We start from the raw sequence: 18,507 nt of genomic DNA on the forward strand, positions 1-18,507 counted from the left end.
CGGACAAAGCCGGCGGTGGCCACTCATCGATAAAGGAACTCAGCATGTCGTTCGCCAATAAGGTTGCCATCGTGACGGGCGGGACGTCGGGCATCGGGCTCGCTGTCGCGCAGGAACTCGCGTCGCAGAACGCCAAGGTCATCATCACCGGGCGCAATCGTGAAAAGCTCGACGATGCGGTTGCGATGCTCGGGAGCGGAGCTGAAGGCGTGCAGGCCGAAGTTTCGAACCTCGCCGATCTCGACGCGCTCTATGCCCATGTGAAGCAAAAGCACGGTCGCCTCGATCTACTTGTCGCCAATGCTGGCGCGGGCGAGATCGTGCCGCTCGATGCGATCACCGAAGATCATTTCGACCGCGCATTCGATAGCAACGTGAAAGGTGTCACCTTCGCCGTCCAGAAGGCGCTGCCGCTTATGGGTAAAGGCGGTGCGATCGTCATCATTGGATCGACGTCTTCGATCCAGCCAGGTCCGGGCCTCAGCGTCTATGGCGGCACCAAGGCCGCGCTGCGCGCGATGGTGCGTGGCTGGGTGACCGAGATCAAGGGATCTTGCGTTCGCATCAATCTCGTCAGCCCCGGTCCGGTGGACACCGCCTCGCTGCGCTCCTTCCTGGGCGACCAAGCCGACGAGGCGCTGGCATATCTCGCCGATCGCAGCACGATCGGCCGTATCGGTCGCCCGGAAGAGATCGCGCGCGCGGTCGCGTTCCTCGGCAGTGATGCCGCCAGCTACATCAACGGCACCGAACTGTTCGCCGACGGAGGCGCTTCGCAGGTCTGATCGACCATCCTCGTCCTGCCTTGATCGCGCTTTCCCGCGATCATAGCCCGCGTGCCGTCGGCCTGTCCCCCCCGGGTCGGCGGCACGGATGGCATCTCACCAGGGTGAGCGTGCCCGCGACGTCAAGTCTCGCGCGCTTAGGGTGGGTCTCGGCCACTAGGCGGCCGATCGCGAGAATGACCAACAATCCGCCGCCTTGGCGGATGACCCGGCATCGGCGATGCGGATGAAGACGCGCATGGCTAGAAGCTGGTCCATCAGCGTGCTTCCCGGCAAAGCAGCGCGCTACGAACACACAGCACGGCCGAGCTCCCGCTGCACCACCAAAGCATCGCGCGCCGGCGGCATGCCGAAGAAACGCGCATATTCGCGGCTGAACTGCGAAGCGCTCTCATAGCCGACGTCGAACGCCACCGACGCGGCGCTCTGCGCCCCGGCGATCAGCAGCATGCGCGCCTGCATCAGGCGGATGCGCTTTTGGAACTGCAGCGGGCTCATCGCGGTCGCCGCCTTGAAATGGCGGTGGAAGGCAGAGGCGCTCATCGCGGCGATCTCGGCAAGCGCCTCGACCCGCAGCGGGCTGGTGAAATTGTTGCGGATCCACTGGATGGCAAGCCGGATGCGTGAGAGGGCGGTATCTGGCATGGCGATGTCGCGCAGCATCGCGCCATGCGGCCCCTGCAGCACGCGATAGAGGATTTCGCGCTCATAGGCAGGCGCTAGCACCGGGATTTCGGCCGGGCGCTCGATCAGCCGCAGCATCCGCACCCAGGCATCGAGCAGCTCGGGCGTCACCGATGCGACCGAAAAGCTCCCGCTGCTCGGTGCCGATACCGGCGCCCCGGCATCGGCAAGCATGGCGCCCACGACCTGCGGATCGATCGTCAGGCTGACCGCAAGATAGGGCTCGCCGGTCGGTGCCGGGTGGATCGTGCCGACTGCGGGCAGATCGATCGACATCACGAAATAGGTGGCGGGATCATAATGCAGCGTCCGCTCGCCGATGGTCATAGACTTGGAGCCGCGCAAGATCAGATTGACCATCGGGTCATAAACGGCGGCGAGTTCGTGTTCGGGGATCGCGCCCTGGACCATCGCCACGCGCGGGATGCCGGTTTCAGTGCGTCGGTTCTTGGCATGCGCGGCGAGGCGCCGCAGTTCGGCGAGCTGTGTTTCCATTTCGCCGCTGTGGACCCGGAAGCCGCGTCCGGCAATCCGTCAAGCAGGAATAGGCAAGATCGCGAGAGGATCGGGCGCAGCCTTGACGAGGGCCCAAGCCTAGAAAGGGAGCAACAGACGAGGAGACGCTTCATGACGATCGCAATCATCACCGGCGCAAGCCGCGGCCTTGGGCGGAGCACCGCGCTGCAATGCGCGGGGCGCGGCAGTGGCGTGATCCTGACCTATAACAACCATCCCGACGGTGCCGATGCGGTGGTGCGCGAGATCGAGGCGGGCGGCGGCAAGGCCGTGGCACTCAAGCTCGACGTATCGGATATCGCGGCCTTTCCCGCGTTCGAGGACGCCGTAGTAGCATCGCTCGACACACATTGGGGTCGGACCAGCTTCGACCATCTCGTCAACAACGCCGGCTTCGGCCTGTTCAATCCGATCGCAACTGTGACCGAGGCCCAATTCGACGGCCTGTTCGCGGTGCATCTCAAGGGGCCATTCTTCCTCACACAGATGCTACTGCCGCTGATGGCCGAGGGCGGTGCTATCGTGAACCTGACCAGTGCCACGACGCGGGTCGCCACGCCCGGCGTCGCTCCCTATGCTGCGTTTAAGGGCGGCCTCGAGGTGCTGACCCGCTACATGGCCAAGGAGTTCGGCGAGCGTCGTATTCGCGCCAACGCGGTGTCGCCGGGCGCGATCCGCACCGATCTCGGCGGTGGCCTCAATGACGAGTTCGAGGCGCTGCTCGCCCGGCAAACCGCGCTCGGCCGGGTCGGCGAACCCGATGATATCGGCCGGGTCGTCGCCAGCCTGCTGTCCGATCACAGCGCCTGGATCAACGCCCAGACGATCGAGGTCGCGGGCGGCTACATCATCTGAAACGGAGATCCCTCATGCTCGACCACGTCTTTATCTCGGCCAGCGATCTCGACCGCTCGATCGCCTTTTACACGGTGGCGCTGGCGCCACTCGGCATCACCGACCGCGTCGACTACGACGGCAAGGATGGCCCGTCAGGGCATCCGGACCTGAAGGGCTTCGGCTGCAATGGCCGCATCTTCTTCTGGCTGCGCCCGGGCGTGGTCGAGGGCCGCGCGGCGCACGTCGGCTTCGTCGCTGAGACGGTGGCACAGGTGGATGCCGCCTACGCCGCCGCGATGGCGACGGGCGCGACCGACAATGGCGCGCCTGGCGCGCGGCTACACTACGATCCGCGGTACTATGCTGCGGGCGTGCTGGATCCCGACGGCTACAGCCTCGAATTCACTTATAAGAGCTGGCAGCACTGACATGACCAAACTGATGATCTACGGCGCAGCCGGTTACACTGGCCGGATGGTGTCCTCCCACGCCGAAGCCCTTGGACTGAATTTCGTAATCGCCGGAAGGCCCCAAAATGAGGTTCGGCTTGCCGCGCTCGCAGGCGAACTCGGCGTGCAATACCGGCTGTTCACGGTGGACGATCTTGCGGCTGACCGTTCGGCGCTCGATGATATCACCGTCTTGCTCAACTGCGCCGGCCCGTTCCTGCGCACGGCCGAACCGCTGATGCGCGCCTGCATCGCCGCCGGCGTGCACTATCTCGACATTGCCGCCGAACTCGACAGCTATCGGCTTGCTGAGACGCTGGATGACGACGCGAAAGCAGCAAGCGTTATGCTGCTTCCCGGCAGCGGTGGCAGCGTCGCCATGCTCGGCTCGCTCGCCAGCCACGCGGCCAAACGCGTGGACACACCAGTGATGCTGAGCATCGCCCTGCATGTGGCCGGTGGATTCTCTCGCGGGTCGGCGGTCAGTGCGAGCGCGAATCTTTCACCCGAAACCCTCCACCGCATCGATGGGAGCCTGATCGGCCGCAGCCCCGACGAGGTCCGCGATTTCGACTTCGGCAGTGGGCCGGCAACCTCGTTCCCGGTGACCTTGCCCGATCTCGTCACGATCTGGCGCGCCACGAACATTCCGAACATCGAAACCTTCTTGCATGTCACCGATGGGGCGTTCCCCGATGGCGATCTGGCGGCCATGCCGGATGGTCCGACGCGCGAGCAACGCGACGCCAATCGCTTCCATGCCGCCGTCGAGGTGACGGGTGCGGACGGCACGATGGTTCGGTCCGTCCTCGATACCGTCAACGGCTACACCTTCACGGCGATCGCTGCGGCCGAAGCGGCGCGGCGGGTGCTGCGCGGCGAGGCGCGCGGTGGCTTTCAGACCCCCGTTGGCCTGTTCGGCCATGGCTTCGCCGAGACGATCGCCGACACGACAATTATCGATTCGGAAGCGAAGGAAAAATCTGACCATGGTCACTAAACAGCGTTGCCGGTAACTACCGCCATTCAGCATGCCGCACTGTCGTTCAGGCGGACTGCTCTGTTGAACACGGCGGCGCAATGAGCGAAAGGTGACACCCATTGAACGAGGTTCGTCATGCACGCCCTGGTGATTGAAGACGAGCCAATGATCGCCATGCTCGTGGAAGATTATCTAACCGACCTCGGCTATGCCACGGTCACGGTCGTCAGTCGCGAACAGGAAGCGATAGCTGCCGCAGTTGAGATGTGTCCCGACATCATAGTTGCCGATGAGCATATTTTAGAGGGCTCGGGAATCGCGGCCGTTCAGGAAATTTGCGCCGACCAAGTGATCCCCACCATTTATTCGATGGGTTTAGTAGACGCTAACGATATTGATGAGCTTCTTCCGTACGCCGCTGTCGCGTCGAAGCCCTACACCTTCGCCGTATTCCAGAGAGCCGTGCAAGACGCTACAATGAAGGCACGCGCGTTCGCAGATCGAACGACCTGAAAATCGACGACCGCTGTGCAACTCATGCTCTCCTAAGCGGTCCGAAAACCCACAAGGCTGAATAGGTTCATCCCGCTTTTCGAAACAGCGCGCTCTCCTCGTTTCGGACAATGCGTGCATAGCTATCAGCTAATTTCCTGTGGATCAGCGCCGTGGTTTCAGTGGCGGCTGATTCTGTAAGCCGTCGCTCCACGTCTAGTCGGCCACGGTAATATTCGAGTCGTTCATTGGTACGCATAACTAACCCCCTAAGAAACGGAAGCTTTCTGGACTCGCTCAATCACTGTTACGATGCCCGCTCTATGGGCGGTAGACCGTTCTTTAGCACGGCTGAATGGAGCACGCGAATCAACTTAGGTTGGCACTAACGAGCTGGTAAGTTTTCATTCCATATTCAAGAATCGCTGATCTCCTTCGTACAATATCTATATGTCACCATTGTGAATTCACGGACTGCTCTTGGCACCGCAGGAGGTTGCATACCCCACTACAGCTCAATCGGATGACCATTGCTGGCAAAATCCTGGGCAGCGTTCAAATCATCGCTGACGACGACAAAGATGCTGTTATCGAAGCAATAAGCTCGACGTTGCTCCCTTCGTCGAAATCTGGCGCTGGACGCTTATGGTGTCTCGCATAGCCCCCGGTCGGGACCTCTATTAAAGGGTTCAATCCCCCCGAGGTTGCTGTTTAGGTGGGAGATTCACGGTGCGGTAAGGAGCTTGTTGCTCATGTACTGAGAGAGGCGGCGAGTCACTCTCTATTGCTTTCAGGCCATGCAAATCAATCATGGCTTCGACCTGCTGCAATATGCGGTCTAGCTCGCTGACCCGTTCGTCGTCAGCCGATGAAACAGCTTTCGTGATAAGCCGCGACAAGCCCTCGACTGCTGCACTACCCCATAAGGCGAAACGTCTGTCAGCATTTGGTTTCAACCGCATCGGCATCATTTTGTCCAACTGCAACTGCAACGGCGCGTCGCCATAGACGTATGACTGACGCGCGCCTGCTTAATATTGACTGTATCAGATGAGTCGATCGATTATAGACTATCAATGTTGCAACGGAATAGCTGATTACCGACAGCGTATCAAAATAGGACAGTGCCGAACCAGTCAGGCGTCATTGTTATGGTGAGACCCGCAGTTACCAGCAAAAAAAAGAGTTCATCTCTTCTGATACCAAGGTAGGCAGCTCAACACCGACATATTATTTTCTCATGTACTGAAACGCATTATCAATTCGATATGAAAGTAGGTTGGGATTGTTTATTTCCTTAGCTGTTGTCGCGGTCCTATCCCCGGCAGTGGCGCGGAACCTGCCGTCCGTTCATCACGCTTACCGCCGACAAGAACGACCGAGTATGAGGCGAAAGGAGAAGGGCTCGCTCGAGACGAAAACTTAAAGCTGACTGTCGATTGACAGCTTCGCAAGCAAGCCGATCATCGATCGAGTGAACATGTTGGTCCCTGGCTCGGTGCGTTCCGGCGTAGGCTGGTCGTCACGCTCATCGGTCCAAGACAGCGCACCGTCGGGCGACAGGCCGAGCCGATAGCTGTTGTGCGATGCCATCTCAAAAGCCTCTGCCAGCTGCTCAGACAGAGTAGCACTTTCTATAACGATGCCGAGCTCGGTGTTAAGGCGCGCCGACCGCGGATCGAAATTGGCCGAGCCGACATAGAAGTGCCGGCGGTCGACGATATAGAGTTTAGCGTGCAGGGACTTGCCCGAAAAACGCCGCGCTCGCATCGAGCCCGAGCGGATGAACTTCGCCCTGGTCCTCTTCGGCGCATCATCGGGCGCGGGCATTTCAAAGAGCTCGATGCCACGCTGCAACAGCGTCTTTCGGCATGGCGCGTAGCCTGCATGGACTATTCCGACGTCGGTGGCGGCAAACGAATTGGTCAGTACTCTTATCCTGGCGCCGCGGCGGCGCAGGTCGCTAAGCTCGCTGCAGCCTTGGGCGGTTGGGACGAAATAGCCGGAAATGAGAATCAGGTCACTGGTCGGCGAAGCCAAGGATTGGGGCATTAGTTCATGGAGCCCGGTAGAGCCGTGTTGGCGGTCAGCCGCGTGATCCGGCATGACGGCGATCGCGTGAGCGGGCGCCTTCACCCAATTCACCCGGCTGTGTTGCAAGTCGGCAAATAGCGGCTGGGCTTCGATCGCTGCGAGATAGCTCTTCGCCGCCGCGCTCCGCGCTGTGGTCTCCGCCTTCTGTGCCGCGCTGCGCTTCGCGCTGGCCGGAATTCGCCCCACCACTGCGGCGACGGAATGAACCGCGGTGCTTTGCCAGTGGTGCTCGAACACCTGTTCCACTTCGGCAGCCACTGGCCCCGTGGCGATCACATCGAGATCGTCGAACTGCCCTTTGGACCGGGCGCCGAAATATTCGTCTCCGATGTTCCGTCCGCCGAGGATGGTCATATGCCGGTCGGCCGTAAGGCTCTTGGCGTGTATCCGCGAGTTGAGGCGGCGGAAGGCGAATAGCCATTCGAGCCCGCGGAAGCGGCGCATTCTGAAGGGATTGTAGAGTCGTACCGCAACGCTCGGCTCAGCATCGAGAAGGGCCAGCCGCGCGTCGAGCCCGCCAATGCCATTGTCATCGATCAGTAGCCGTACCGCGACCCCGCGCCGCGCGGCCGACACGATCTCATCAAGCAAGAGCGATCCCGACAGGTCGTCGTGCCAGATGTAGTACTGCACATCGAGCGTGCGCCACGCAGAACGGATCAGCCACAGGCGCGCCGCGAAGGCTTCCTTGGGATCTTGTAGCAAGCGGAGGCTGGACAGGCCCGATCGCGCTTTGTCGGACGGCTCAACGTCCCCCAAGCGAAGTGCCCGCAGCCCAGATGCCGACCGCGGCCAGGAGCAGCGCCAGCCAGGCGGCCACGCTGGCCTGCCAGTCGCGCAACCTGAGCCCCCTGCGCTTTTTGTTGCCGAGCGCATCGACAGAGCGCGGGGTGTAGCTTTGAAACTGCTTATGGTTCTTTGGCAGAGCGCGCTTGAACTTGTAGACGGTACCCATACTGCCAGCTTAGCCGGCGGAGCGAACCAAGTCGATCACGCGCTATAGACCGAAGAGCGTCGTCGGCACCATGAACAGATGGCCGCTTTCGGGTGGCATGAACAGGAGGGCTGATGTCCCCTTGGTCGGCGGAAGCTGCCGCTCTCGTCGGGGTGCACGATCGTCAGCTTTCCCTAAACCGGGCACCGAAACTTGCAGTCGGCAGAATAGCTCGCCGATCGGCCGGGACTCAGGCAGGTCCTTGCCGATGGTGAGGCCGGCATGATCGCCGTCATCGTTGCCTATAAGGTCGATCGGCTGACGAGGGCGCTCTCCGACATTGTCAAGATCATCGATGTGCTCAATGCGGCAGGCGCTATGTGGCAGGTCTTTCAGCGGGCGGTGCCGCGGCAGCGATAATGGCGGCGCAGTTCCCTGACATCTACGCGGCGGTCGCTTACACTTTTGGGGGTTAGCTATGGGTTAAGAAGACCGACCCGGATTTTATCGCCGCCGCATGAACATGCAGAGGCGGCTTACAGCGTCGGCCGCGACTGTCAGTAACCGCGATGATTCAGAAGGAATTAGCTGATTGCTACGCACGGATTGGGCGGGCTCAAGAGGGAGCGCGATTTCGAAAAGCGGGTTAAGGACCTCTGACATCATCAGCCGGGATCCGGCAACCTGGCAGTCAGCCTTCGATCAGTCTGCGAATTCGCGTGGCTAGCACGTCCATCGCAAATGGCTTCGTGAGCACGTGCATGCCCGGATCGAGATGACCGTGGCTCAGTACGGCGTTCTCCGCATAACCAGTTATGAACAGCACTTTGAGGTCTGACCGGACTTTTCGTGCGGCATCTGCCACCTGCCGACCGTTCATTCCACCTGGCAAGCCCACGTCGGTTACGAGAAGATCAATGCGGGCATCGGAGTTGATGATCGCAAGACCGGCGGCTCCGTCAGCAGCCTCGAGTGCAGTATAGCCGAGGTCCGTCAGCACCTCCGCAACAAGCATACGTACGGTAGGCTCGTCATCTACGACCAGCACCGTCTCGCCAGCTTCTGCGCGGGGGACTTGCTGGCGGTCGCCTTCGGCATATTCCGTCTCGGCCGCCCCGAGGTGTCGCGGAAGATAGATGCACACCATGGTGCCTTGGCCAGCCTCAGAATAGATCGCGACTGATCCGCCGGACTGCTTGGCGAAACCATATATCATCGACAGCCCGAGTCCGGTGCCCTCTCCGATCGGCTTGGTCGTGAAGAAGGGATCGAACGCCTTCTCAATGATGTCGGCACTCATACCGGTCCCTGTGTCGGAGACACAAAGCGATATATATTGTCCCGGTTCCAGGCCACGCTGACTGGCCGAACGTTCGTCCATCCATCGATTAGCGGATTCGATCGTGATCTTTCCGCCGCCGGGCATGGCGTCACGTGCATTTATGCACAGGTTCAGGACTGCATTCTCGAGCTGGCTGGGGTCGATAAGGCTTGGCCATAGCCCAGCCGCGTTCACTGTTTCGATCTCGATGGCTGGGCCTACGGTCCGACGGATCAGCTCCTCCATGCCGGCGACAAGCTGCTTCACGTCGGTCGGCTTTGGCGTGAGCGTTTGCCTGCGTGAGAAGGCAAGTAGCCGGTGCGTCAGTGCCGCTGCCCGCCTGGCTGCTCCCTGTGCGGCGCTCACATATCGCTCGACATCCGCCGTTCGGCCCTGAGCAGAGCGTATCTGCATCATCTCCAAGCTGCCCGATATGCCGGTCAGCAGATTGTTGAAGTCGTGCGCAAGCCCGCCGGTTAGCTGCCCCACCGCTTCCATTTTCTGCGACTGCCTGAGGGCATCCTGCACTGCCATTAGCTCCTTAGTGCGTTCCGCCACGCGAGCTTCAAGTGTTTCATTGGCCTCACGTAAAGCCGCCTCGGCGCGCTTGCGCTCGCTAAGGTCGAGCATCGCGCCGATCATGCGGACGGCACGTCCGGTTTCATCGCGGAAAACGTGGCCTCGATCGAACACGTCCGCGTAAGAGCCATCCGAGCGGCGAAACCGGTATTCCGACGCCCAATGATCACTAGCGCCGTCAATGACGGAGTGGATAGCGACATTTACTCGGTCTCGGTCTTTCGAGTGGATGTTGGAGATCCACCATTCGCTCGTTGGCTCAACCTGATCTGGTGCGTAGCCGAAAAGGACGCCGACGGCTTCGTTCCATTCCACCTGATCGGTCGCCAGGTCCCAATCCCATATTGCGTCATTTGTTGCTTTTGCTGCCAGCCGATACCGTTGCTCGGTCTCGCGTAATGCCGACTCCGCTGCGCGCCGTTCAGTCTCATCGCGTGCAATCTTGATGTAGCCGGTGATGATGCCCTGTTCGTCATGGAGGGGGCGGACCGATCCGTTTGCAAAGAAACGGCTCCCGTCCCTCCGCACATGCCAACGCTCATCATTAGCGCAGCCTTTGGCGGCGGCGACGGCCAGTTCTTCTCCCGGCACTCCAGCCGCACGATCTTCCGGTGTGAATAGGACGTCGCCAGTCTGACCGATGATCTCGCCCGCAGTCCATCCGAACACGGATTGAGCTCCCGGCGTCCAATCGACAACCACGCCACTGGGGTCGGTCGTGAAGATGGCGTGGTCCTTGACGCCCTCCACGATTCGGCGCCCGCGCTCCTCGCTCTTCCGCAGTTCGGCCTGAGCCCGGTGACCCTCGGTGACATCGTGCCCCTCGACGAAGATGCCGGTCACCTCGCCTGCCTCGTTCAGGATGGGTTCGTAGATGAAGTCGAGGAACCTTTGATCCGCTTGTCCATCTGAACGATCGAACGTGATCGGCGTGTCGCGCGCTACAACGCGTTCGCCGCTAGCGTAGACTTGATCGAGCAGTTCGAAAAACCCTTGCGCCACAACCTCGGGGAGTGCCTCGCGTACGGTCATGCCCACATAGTCACGGTCTCCAGCTAGACGCCGATAAGCGGCGTTGGCGAACTCAAACACATGATTGCAACCATTGAGGATAGCAATGAAGCCGGGCGCCTGCTCGAACAGCGTCCGCTGGCGTTCCATATCCGCCAGCCTCCGTCGCTCGGAAAGCACTTGCTCCGTGATCTCGATGCAGGGGCACAGAAAGCCTGCGACCATGCCTTCCTCGTCGCGCACCGGCGTATAAGAGAAGGCGAAGTGCGTTTCCTCGGGATAGCCCTTGCGGAGCATCAAAAGCTCGATGTCGTCCATCTGCACAGCAGTGCCGGCATAAGCCTGCTCTACGATCGGAATGAGATCGTCTCTGATCTCCGACCACACGTCCAGGAAGTCACCGCCCAAAGCAGCTGGGTGCTTGCGAGCCAGGATCTCGGCATAGCCGTCGTTATACAGCAGGGTCCGCTCAGCCCCCCAAACGACAAACATGGGCTGATTGGCGGTAAGCAACAGCTCAACTAGGGTCTTCAGCGGTTGCGGCCAAGCCTCCGGCAGGCCCAGCGGTGAGTTGGACCAGTCATAGGCACGAACGAGCGAACCGGTCTCTCCATCATTATTGAGAAAGTAGGGGGCAGCAGGGCGGCCGTTGGGATAGGAAAGCATCGAGGTAGAACGCATCTTATCTGAAAAGGACCCGCCTCCCCGGTGTTGCAGTTCACGAATCTTCGGGGTCGCCCTGTCGGTCATATTGATGAGCGAGATCACGCCCATGGTAAGCACGCAAATCGACATGCCGCGGCATCATCATGCCTCGGCTAAACGGCGCCATCGGGCGCCAGCCACTTGCTATTCCGCGCGAACGTTAGTGTTGCTGTCAATAAAGCAGATTGGACGCGCCATTTCATCGGACGAGCCGATCATCGCAGGGCTTCCCTTGAAGGCCCCCGGCTGGTCCGCACCTGTCGAACGATCCCGTTGTAAGCAGCATGTAACCCCTGGCTTCGCCCGATCGCATGGTCGGAGCCGGCAGTATCCCAAAAGGCGACCAGCCGTTCGGCAGGGCAATGGCCTCGCAAGACCCAGAGCGCCAGCGCGACGCCCCGCGTCTGCACCTTTCCCTTGCTGGCTGCTGCCTCACGCAGGACGTTGAGCGCTCGCTCGATAGTTCCCGCGCTACGCGCGGTTGCTTCAATGGAAGTCATGGCTACGAATTCGCACGATCTCTTCCTGGTCGGCGGCCGTGCCGAAGGGAGGCGAGGCGAGCGTTCGCCCGCGTGGGAAGTGCGGATCGCGTGGATCGGGGCCCTCGCTATGCGACGCGCCGTCGCCCCGGCCTGGCGCCACGGAGAAGTCCATCCGCCCCATCGAGCGCAACATCGCGTCATGGTCCGTGATGCGGTCACAGATGATGTGGATCACGTCGCCCTCCTTCTGGAGCCGTCCGCGCATTGCTATCATCGACGCAGACATGATCTGGCGCCGATAAATTTCGAACCGGTCTGGCCATAATATGCCCTGTGCGACGCCGGTCTCGTCTTCGATCGTCACGAACAGCACGCCCTTGGCCGAACCCGGCCGTTGGCGGACGAGGATAACGCCGGCGACCTCCACATTTCGCCGGTCGCGGATCGTGACGAGATCTGCGCATCGCACGATCCGCATGTCGTCGAGCTCCTGGCGCAGGAACTGGAGCGGGTGTCCGCGCAGCGAAAGTTGGAGCGAGCGATAGTCTTCAACCACGTCCCGGCCGGCCGTCATCTGCTTCAAGGCGACCTGCGGTTCACGCCCTTCGGGCGAGAAACTCTGCTCGCGTTCGTCCGCGGCGGCGAACAGCGGCAGCGGCGCTTCGCCCAGGCCCTTGACCTTCCAAAGGCCCTGACGTCGGTCCTCCGATATGGAGTGAAACGCGTCGGCCTCGGCCAGCCGCTCGATTGCGGCGCGCGGGGTGCCGGCGCGCCGCCAGACTTCCTCGACGCTGTCGAAGCGGCCAGGCCCGCGTGCCGCGACTATGGCTGCGCCATGGACATTGGCAAGCCCGCGCACCTGCCGAAATCCGAGCCGTACCGCCATATAGCGCCCACGGGTCGGCTCGAGCGTGCAGTCCCAATGGCTGTCATTCACCGAGACCGGTCGCACTTCGACACCATGGTTACGGGCATCACGTACGATCTGGGCCGGAGCGTAGAACCCCATTGGCTGCGCGTTGAGCAATGCCGCACAAAACACGTCGGGATGATGATGTTTCATCCAGCAGGAGGCATAAGCGATCTTGGCAAAGGACGCGGCGTGGCTTTCGGGGAAGCCATAGGAGCCGAAGCCCTCGATCTGCTTGAAGGTGCGTTCGGCAAAGTCCTTAGGGTAGCCACGCGCGATCATACCGCCGACCAGCTTGTCATAGAAATGGCTGACACCGCCGGTGAGCTTGAAGGTCGCCATTGCGCGACGGAGCTGATCGGCCTCTACCGCCGTAAACCCGGCGCCGACGATCGCGACCTTCATCGCCTGCTCCTGGAACAGCGGCACGCCCAATGTCTTTTCGAGGACGGCGCGCAGTTCGGGACGGGGATATTCGGGCTTCTCCTTGCCCTCGCGGCGGCGAAGGTAGGGATGGACCATATCGCCCTGGATCGGGCCCGGTCGCACGATCGCCACTTCGATGACCAAGTCGTAGAATTCTCGCGGCTTCATGCGCGGGAGCATCGACATCTGCGCGCGGCTCTCGATCTGGAAGGTGCCGAGCGTGTCGGCCTTCTGGATCATCGCGTAGACGTGCGGATCATCGTCCTGCAGGTCGGCCATCGTGATCCGGATGCCCTTTTCCTGTTCGAGCATGTGGAAAGCCCGGTTCATGCAGCCGAGCATGCCGAGGCCCAGCACGTCGACCTTCATGAACTTGAGCGACTCGATATCGTCCTTGTCCCATTCGATAATCTGCCGATCCTCCATTCGCGCGGGCTCAATCGGCACGAGGTCGTCGAGCCGGTCCTGGGTCAGCACGAAGCCGCCGGGATGCTGCGAAAGGTGCCTGGGCGTACCTATGAGTTGGCGCGCAAGATCGAGTGTCAGTTTCAGGCGATGGTCCTCAGCGTTGAGGTTGAGGCTCTCGATCTGGTCCTGCGGTATACCATCCATCGACCAGCCCCAGACGAGGCCGGTCAGCATCTTGGTCAGGTCACGTGGCAGCCCCAGCGCTTTACCGACCTCGGCCACCGCGCCGCGCGTACGGTAGCGGGTGACGACAGCGGTCAGTGCCGAGCGATCACGTCCATAGGTGTCGTAGATCCACTGGATGATCTCCTCGCGCCGCTCATGCTCGAAGTCGACGTCGATATCGGGCGGCTCCCGGCGCTCGCCCGAGACGAACCGCTCGAATAGCAGTTCATGCTGGATCGGATCGATCGAGGTTATTCCGAGAAGGAAACAAACGCAGCTGTTGGCAGCTGAGCCACGGCCCTGGCAGAGGATGCCGCGCCGCACGCTCTCGGCGACGATCGCATTGACGGTGAGGAAGTAGGGCGCATAGCCAAGCTGATCGATCAGCCTGAGTTCGTGGTCGATCTGCTGGCGGTAGCGAACCGGCACGCAGTTCGAAAACTTGGCCGCTGCGGCTTCCTCCGTGAGCGCGGCGAGCGCCTGCTGCGCGGTCCGCCCCTCCATCACCTGCTCATAGGGGTATTGGTACTGGATTTCGCCGAGGTCGAACCGGCAGGCGGCGGCGATATCGGCGCTGGCCTGGATCGCATCTGGGAAATCGCGGAAGCGTCGCTCCATCTCTTCAGGCGATTTGAGGTTGCGATCCATGAAGCGCTCGCGCCGGAAGCCAAGCGCGTCGATAGTGGTCCTCTCGCGGATCGCCGTCATCACGTCCTGAAGTGGCCGGCGCTCGGCAGCATGATAAAGGACGTCCCCGGTCGCAACACTGCGCACCCCGGCGGCCCACGCCAGAGAATCAAGGGCGTGCAGCCGCGCGATGTCTTCTGGACGCCGCCGAAGCGATAACGCGCAATAGCCACGCGCGCCGAACAGCTCGCGCACCTCGCTTAGCCAAGCTTCTGTGATGGTGTCCGACATGTCAGGCACGAGGATGGCGACGAGCCCCTCCGCATGGGCTGCGACATCGCTCCATTCCAGGATGCAGAACCCTTTGCCGCCGCGTGCCTTGCCGCTCGAGAGCAGCCGGGTCAGCCGGCTCCAGGCGGCGCGATCTGTCGGATATAGCAGCAGCGTCCGGCGATCGACGAGATCGACACGGGCGCCCGGGATCATGCGAACATCAGTGGCCTTCTGCCCATCCCACCCTCGCACCACGCCGGCGACGCTGCCGCGATCGGCGAGACCGAGCGCCCGGTGGCCGAGCAGGGCGGCGGCGGCGAACAGTTCCTCGGGCGAAGACGCGCCGCGCAAGAAGGAGAAATGGCTCGTCACCTGAAGTTCGACATAGGTGGCCATCAGCCGAACAGCCCATGCATGTACCAGCTGAGATCACCCGTCGGCGCTTCGACCCCATCGCCGCGACGGAAAATCCAAAAGCGATAGCCACCTTCCGTTTCTACGCCGAAATAGTCACGCACGGCCCACATCTCTCTGGCGCTACGCCACCATTCGCCATGGATCCGCTCGGGTCCGTCCCCCGCCACAACCGTGTAAGCGGACCCGCGCCAGCTGAACCGGCGCGGCGGATGGTCCGGAAGCAGCGCAACTACGTTTGAAAGCATCTCGGGACGGCGCAGCAGCCGCGCCGGCCGCTTCCACGCCGGCCAGCCTCCGGGCGCCGCCAGCGGATCGACGCGGCAGAAGCCGCGCTCGGGCACATCGCTCTCCACGGCAGTCAGCCGGAACAGCGCGTGTTCGCCGACGCGGCCGCCGAGTTGATCGACCAGCGACGCCAGATCGCGCGCATGGCCTTCCATAGCAAAGCCCGCGTCAAGCGCTTCCGGCGCAAGCGGCTCGACGCGCGGGGCGGCCAGCGTCATTGCCTCTATTCCAAGACCAGGATCGATCCGCTCAACCCGCATGGCCAGCATCCGCTTGAGGTGCCTGGCGTTGCGCGTTGCGCGCGCCGTCCCGATCGCGATGCGCTGTTCGCCCCCATCGACGACCAGGCAGGTGAGAATCCCCGTCCGAAGCCCGAGACCGCGGGCTTGGAGGGTATCGACGAGATCATCGACGAGATCGCCGATCACCTGGGCGATCGACTCGGCCGTGCCGATCGGCTCGAGCAGTCGCCGTCCGGCGATCGGCGCCTCGAACGGAATGACGGGCGTGATCGGCTCGGCAAGGCTGCCCCGCGCCTGATCGAGCCGCTCCACGGTCTGTAGCCCGAGCCTTTTCGCAAGTGGGCCGCGTGGCATGGGATACAGATCGGCGACGCGTTCCAGCCCGAAGCGGCTGGCGGCGGTGAGAGCTTCCGGCGTGAGCCGGAGCGCGGCCAGTGGCAGATCCGCGATGGCTTCTGCCTCAGCACCAGGCGACAGGATCGTAATAGCCTTGCGGCTATAGCGCGCGAGCGCATGGGCCGCGCCGGCCGTTCCGGAGATCGCGATCGTCGCGGTAAACCCAAGCCGGCGCAGGAAGGTCAGCAAACGCCGGCAGAAGCGCGCCTCGCCCCCGAACAAGTGGGTGGTGCCGGAAAGATCGAGCCATAGCCCGTCCGGCGGGGCAGGGCTTGCGGTCGGTGTCCAGCGGGCGACCGCATGCAGCGCGAGACGCGCGAGGAATGCCTCGTCCTTTTCGGGCTCGGCATCCTGTACATCGAGGTCCGTGACGAGCGCGCGAGCGTGCGCGGCGGCCATGCCAGGACGGAGGCCCAGGTCCAACGCCACGGGGCAAGCCGACGCCACAACATCGCGCTGTCCGATCCGGGCGATCAGGATCGTGGGCCGGCTCCACCGTGATCCCCATGACGGAGCGGCTGGTAGCATCCCACCAGCCGGCCCCCCTTCGTCGGGCTCCATGGCCTTGAAAGGATGTTCAGCGGCCTCACTGCGTCGGCCCATCTCACGCATCGTAGGCTGCTGATGCGCCGGCAGCGTCTGAACGCCGGCCGCGCTATGCCGCAGACTCGATGCGCCGTCGCGCGCCCAGCGCGCACCCGGTCGCCAGCAGCCGCCTCGCGGCACCGAACAGGCACCGGGGGCGTCGTCAATCGCGGGCTGAAAACGCGGCGCGAGTGAGAATAAGCTGCCCTCAGGCGGCGCGACTAGACGCTGCGACCGCCGTAACCGCTCGATGGCCAGCTGCGGCAGGCAGAGCGAGGCGACCCGTTGCATCGCAAGCCTCCAGTTCGAGGGAGAAGGGATTGCCGTTGCGCTGCCGAACGAGCTCGACCGTCCACCGTGCCCGGCCGATCCCGGCATGGGGCAGGGGCGTCGAAGCCGCGCAGCCGATCCGCCAGCGAGTCATCGCGGACGATAGCGATTCCAAGGGGCAACGCTCGCGCGATCGATGCCGGCGGTAGAGGAGGAGAGGGGTCTTACCGTCTGAGGCTGCGAGCTGCAGCCGACGCGTCGCCGTCTGATCGGCCGCCTTCACTTCGGCGATCACGCAGGCGAGCGAGCCATCGCGCAGGCCGTCCTCAGCCAGCGCTAAAATCTCGGCGTCCTTCCGACCCTGAGCATAGAGTATCTTCGCGGGGCCGAGCCCAACCTGCTCGAGGCCAGGCGCATAGAGGTCAAACTTCGTCAGGGCCCACAGCACGGTGGTCCCCGCTTCGGCGGCAAAGCGAGCGGCGATGCCGGCCATGAACAGCGTCGCGGCAGCGTCATCGTTCAATCTGGCCGACGCTGCTGCAATCTCGTGAAGCCCCGCACCATCCAACCCACCCTCAGCGAGCTGGTCGTCGAGAGCCCGAATGCCGAAGGGCAGGCTTGGCCCCCGCAACGCGCGCGCGCTTTCAAGCTCGGCGCGCAGCGCAGAAATTTGGTCGGACCGCGTCCGATCGGAAGAGAAAGTCATGGCGGGCATCTGTCAGCATCGACTCATATGTTCTCTTTATGTTCCGACTATGGCGTGCATTCGTCAAGCGCGATAATCTGAAATGTCATCACGTAGACCTGGTATGATCAGAGACCAGCGCGGGAGCCTGTCGGCGGCGCTCACTGTGATAAGCCGCGCAGGCGCGTGCCATCTTTCTTTTGGGTTAGCTGTTCAACGGGTTGATCACTGTGCCTCAAATCCGCCGTTCGCTCGGAGCGGCCGCGACACCGTAGTCGATTAGAGCCAATTGGAATTGGCACGATGGTGGCCGAGAGGTTAGCCAAGGCAATGATGCTTTTCGATGCATTGCTTCGCCGACTCATCCGCAAGGGTAACCTGACGGTCATCGATTCCGCGGGCCGGCGGCACAGCTATGGAGAGCAGGCTGGCGTAACAACGCCGGTAACAATCCGGTTCACCGACCGGGCAACGCCGCTGCGAGCCGCTTTCAATCCAGCACTCGAGCTTGGCGAAGCCTATATGGACGGCCGGCTGATCATCGAGCAGGGAGATATCCGTGCCTTTCTCGACCTTGTCGGCCTGAACACTCACTGGGATGACGACGACCCGGTGCGCCTGCGCGTATGGCGACCTTGGCGAAGCAGCGGTCTACTGGAAACCTGGAACTGGGCCCGGAAGGCTCGGCGCAACGCCGCTCACCACTATGACCTGTCCAGTAAATTCTACGCGCTCTTCCTGGGCGAAGATCTTCAATATAGGCCCAGTCGGCCCGAAGCTGCGATTTTGGCCAGGTTGAAGAACGAACACTGAACGCTTGATTGATTCTACCAGGACCGTTGCTGACCACCGACCTCGTAGATATCGGCTTCCATGGAGCAATTGTA

The 18,507-nt window shown here is 62.2% G+C and carries 14 protein-coding genes and 1 pseudogene; 7 read left to right on the forward strand and 8 right to left on the reverse strand.

Going from position 1 to position 18,507, the window contains the following annotated elements:
- Positions 1–44 precede the first annotated feature (44 nt).
- Complete coding sequence (locus WP12_RS00650) at positions 45–785, forward strand: SDR family NAD(P)-dependent oxidoreductase (RefSeq protein ID WP_046191832.1); 741 nt, start codon at positions 45–47, stop codon at positions 783–785.
- Between the two features lie 285 nt (positions 786–1,070).
- On the opposite strand, the gene WP12_RS00655 is transcribed toward WP12_RS00650, so the two are convergent.
- Positions 1,071–1,964 carry an AraC family transcriptional regulator gene (locus WP12_RS00655; protein ID WP_046191833.1) on the reverse strand — a complete coding sequence of 298 codons (894 nt, stop codon included), beginning with the start codon at positions 1,962–1,964 and terminating at the stop codon, positions 1,071–1,073.
- 132 nt (positions 1,965–2,096) lie between these two features.
- Between WP12_RS00655 and WP12_RS00660 the strand changes: the two genes are divergently transcribed.
- From WP12_RS00660 to WP12_RS23265, 4 genes are all read left to right on the forward strand, one after another.
- Positions 2,097–2,840 (forward strand): SDR family NAD(P)-dependent oxidoreductase, encoded by a 744-nt coding sequence (locus WP12_RS00660; RefSeq protein ID WP_046191834.1) that lies wholly within the window; start codon positions 2,097–2,099, stop codon positions 2,838–2,840.
- 14 nt (positions 2,841–2,854) lie between these two features.
- Positions 2,855–3,250: a VOC family protein gene (locus WP12_RS00665; protein ID WP_046191835.1), complete on the forward strand. Its 396-nt coding sequence runs from the start codon at positions 2,855–2,857 to the stop codon at positions 3,248–3,250.
- Positions 3,141–4,271, forward strand: a complete 1,131-nt coding sequence (locus WP12_RS00670; RefSeq protein WP_235398798.1) for a saccharopine dehydrogenase family protein — start codon at positions 3,141–3,143, stop codon at positions 4,269–4,271. Before WP12_RS00665 ends, WP12_RS00670 begins: the two co-directional genes overlap by 110 nt.
- Before the next feature lie 117 nt (positions 4,272–4,388).
- Positions 4,389–4,766, forward strand: a complete 378-nt coding sequence (locus WP12_RS23265; protein WP_052730131.1) for a response regulator — start codon at positions 4,389–4,391, stop codon at positions 4,764–4,766.
- A gap of 668 nt (positions 4,767–5,434) precedes the next feature.
- Here the strand turns inward: WP12_RS23265 and WP12_RS24625 are convergent.
- The 3 genes from WP12_RS24625 to WP12_RS25140 all read right to left on the reverse strand — a co-directional run bounded on the left by WP12_RS24625 (position 5,435) and on the right by WP12_RS25140 (position 7,794).
- Complete coding sequence (locus WP12_RS24625; RefSeq protein ID WP_152663839.1) at positions 5,435–5,737, reverse strand: hypothetical protein; 303 nt, start codon at positions 5,735–5,737, stop codon at positions 5,435–5,437.
- Between the two features lie 430 nt (positions 5,738–6,167).
- Positions 6,168–7,598 (reverse strand): phospholipase D-like domain-containing protein, encoded by a 1,431-nt coding sequence (locus tag WP12_RS00680; protein WP_052730132.1) that lies wholly within the window; start codon positions 7,596–7,598, stop codon positions 6,168–6,170.
- On the reverse strand, positions 7,585–7,794 hold the full coding sequence (locus tag WP12_RS25140) for a hypothetical protein (protein WP_052730133.1): 210 nt from the start codon (positions 7,792–7,794) through the stop codon (positions 7,585–7,587). The genes WP12_RS00680 and WP12_RS25140 overlap by 14 nt, the downstream gene beginning before the upstream one ends.
- Before the next feature lie 225 nt (positions 7,795–8,019).
- Between WP12_RS25140 and WP12_RS23805 the strand changes: the two are divergent.
- A pseudogene (locus WP12_RS23805) lies at positions 8,020–8,193 on the forward strand (recombinase family protein); the annotation flags it as partial.
- Between the two features lie 271 nt (positions 8,194–8,464).
- Here WP12_RS23805 and WP12_RS00685 read toward each other — a convergent pair.
- From WP12_RS00685 to WP12_RS00700, 4 genes are all read right to left on the reverse strand, one after another.
- Positions 8,465–11,479, reverse strand: a complete 3,015-nt coding sequence (locus tag WP12_RS00685) for a hybrid sensor histidine kinase/response regulator (protein ID WP_235398805.1) — start codon at positions 11,477–11,479, stop codon at positions 8,465–8,467.
- A 396-nt stretch (positions 11,480–11,875) separates the two neighbouring features.
- Positions 11,876–15,136 (reverse strand): error-prone DNA polymerase, encoded by a 3,261-nt coding sequence (locus WP12_RS00690; protein WP_046191837.1) that lies wholly within the window; start codon positions 15,134–15,136, stop codon positions 11,876–11,878.
- Positions 15,136–16,956, reverse strand: coding sequence for a DUF6504 family protein (locus WP12_RS00695; RefSeq protein WP_084690899.1), 1,821 nt, complete (start codon positions 16,954–16,956; stop codon positions 15,136–15,138). The genes WP12_RS00690 and WP12_RS00695 overlap by 1 nt, the downstream gene beginning before the upstream one ends.
- The gene (locus WP12_RS00700) at positions 16,874–17,641 is read right to left on the reverse strand and encodes an ImuA family protein (protein WP_235398813.1); all 768 of its coding nucleotides are present in this window, start codon (positions 17,639–17,641) and stop codon (positions 16,874–16,876) included. The genes WP12_RS00695 and WP12_RS00700 overlap by 83 nt, the downstream gene beginning before the upstream one ends.
- Positions 17,642–17,923: 282 nt before the next feature.
- On the opposite strand from WP12_RS00700, the gene WP12_RS25145 reads away from it, so the two are divergent.
- Entirely contained in the window at positions 17,924–18,433 is a 510-nt protein-coding gene (locus tag WP12_RS25145) for a hypothetical protein (protein WP_160299107.1), read from the forward strand.
- Positions 18,434–18,507: the final 74 nt, after the last annotated feature.

The sequence above is a fragment of the Sphingomonas sp. SRS2 genome (assembly GCF_000971055.1).
Taxonomy (GTDB): Bacteria; Pseudomonadota; Alphaproteobacteria; order Sphingomonadales; family Sphingomonadaceae; genus Rhizorhabdus.

Coding starts and splice junctions, on each gene's coding strand:
- WP12_RS00650 (WP_046191832.1), top strand. CDS start 45: ATGTCGTTCGCCAATAAGGTTGCCATCGTGACGGGCGGGACGTCGGGC.
- WP12_RS00655 (WP_046191833.1), bottom strand. CDS start 1,964: ATGGAAACACAGCTCGCCGAACTGCGGCGCCTCGCCGCGCATGCCAAG.
- WP12_RS00660 (WP_046191834.1), top strand. CDS start 2,097: ATGACGATCGCAATCATCACCGGCGCAAGCCGCGGCCTTGGGCGGAGC.
- WP12_RS00665 (WP_046191835.1), top strand. CDS start 2,855: ATGCTCGACCACGTCTTTATCTCGGCCAGCGATCTCGACCGCTCGATC.
- WP12_RS00670 (WP_235398798.1), top strand. CDS start 3,141: ATGGCGCGCCTGGCGCGCGGCTACACTACGATCCGCGGTACTATGCTG.
- WP12_RS23265 (WP_052730131.1), top strand. CDS start 4,389: ATGCACGCCCTGGTGATTGAAGACGAGCCAATGATCGCCATGCTCGTG.
- WP12_RS25140 (WP_052730133.1), bottom strand. CDS start 7,794: ATGGGTACCGTCTACAAGTTCAAGCGCGCTCTGCCAAAGAACCATAAG.
- WP12_RS00685 (WP_235398805.1), bottom strand. CDS start 11,479: ATGTCGATTTGCGTGCTTACCATGGGCGTGATCTCGCTCATCAATATG.
- WP12_RS00690 (WP_046191837.1), bottom strand. CDS start 15,136: ATGGCCACCTATGTCGAACTTCAGGTGACGAGCCATTTCTCCTTCTTG.
- WP12_RS00695 (WP_084690899.1), bottom strand. CDS start 16,956: ATGCAACGGGTCGCCTCGCTCTGCCTGCCGCAGCTGGCCATCGAGCGG.
- WP12_RS00700 (WP_235398813.1), bottom strand. CDS start 17,641: ATGACTTTCTCTTCCGATCGGACGCGGTCCGACCAAATTTCTGCGCTG.
- WP12_RS25145 (WP_160299107.1), top strand. CDS start 17,924: ATGGTGGCCGAGAGGTTAGCCAAGGCAATGATGCTTTTCGATGCATTG.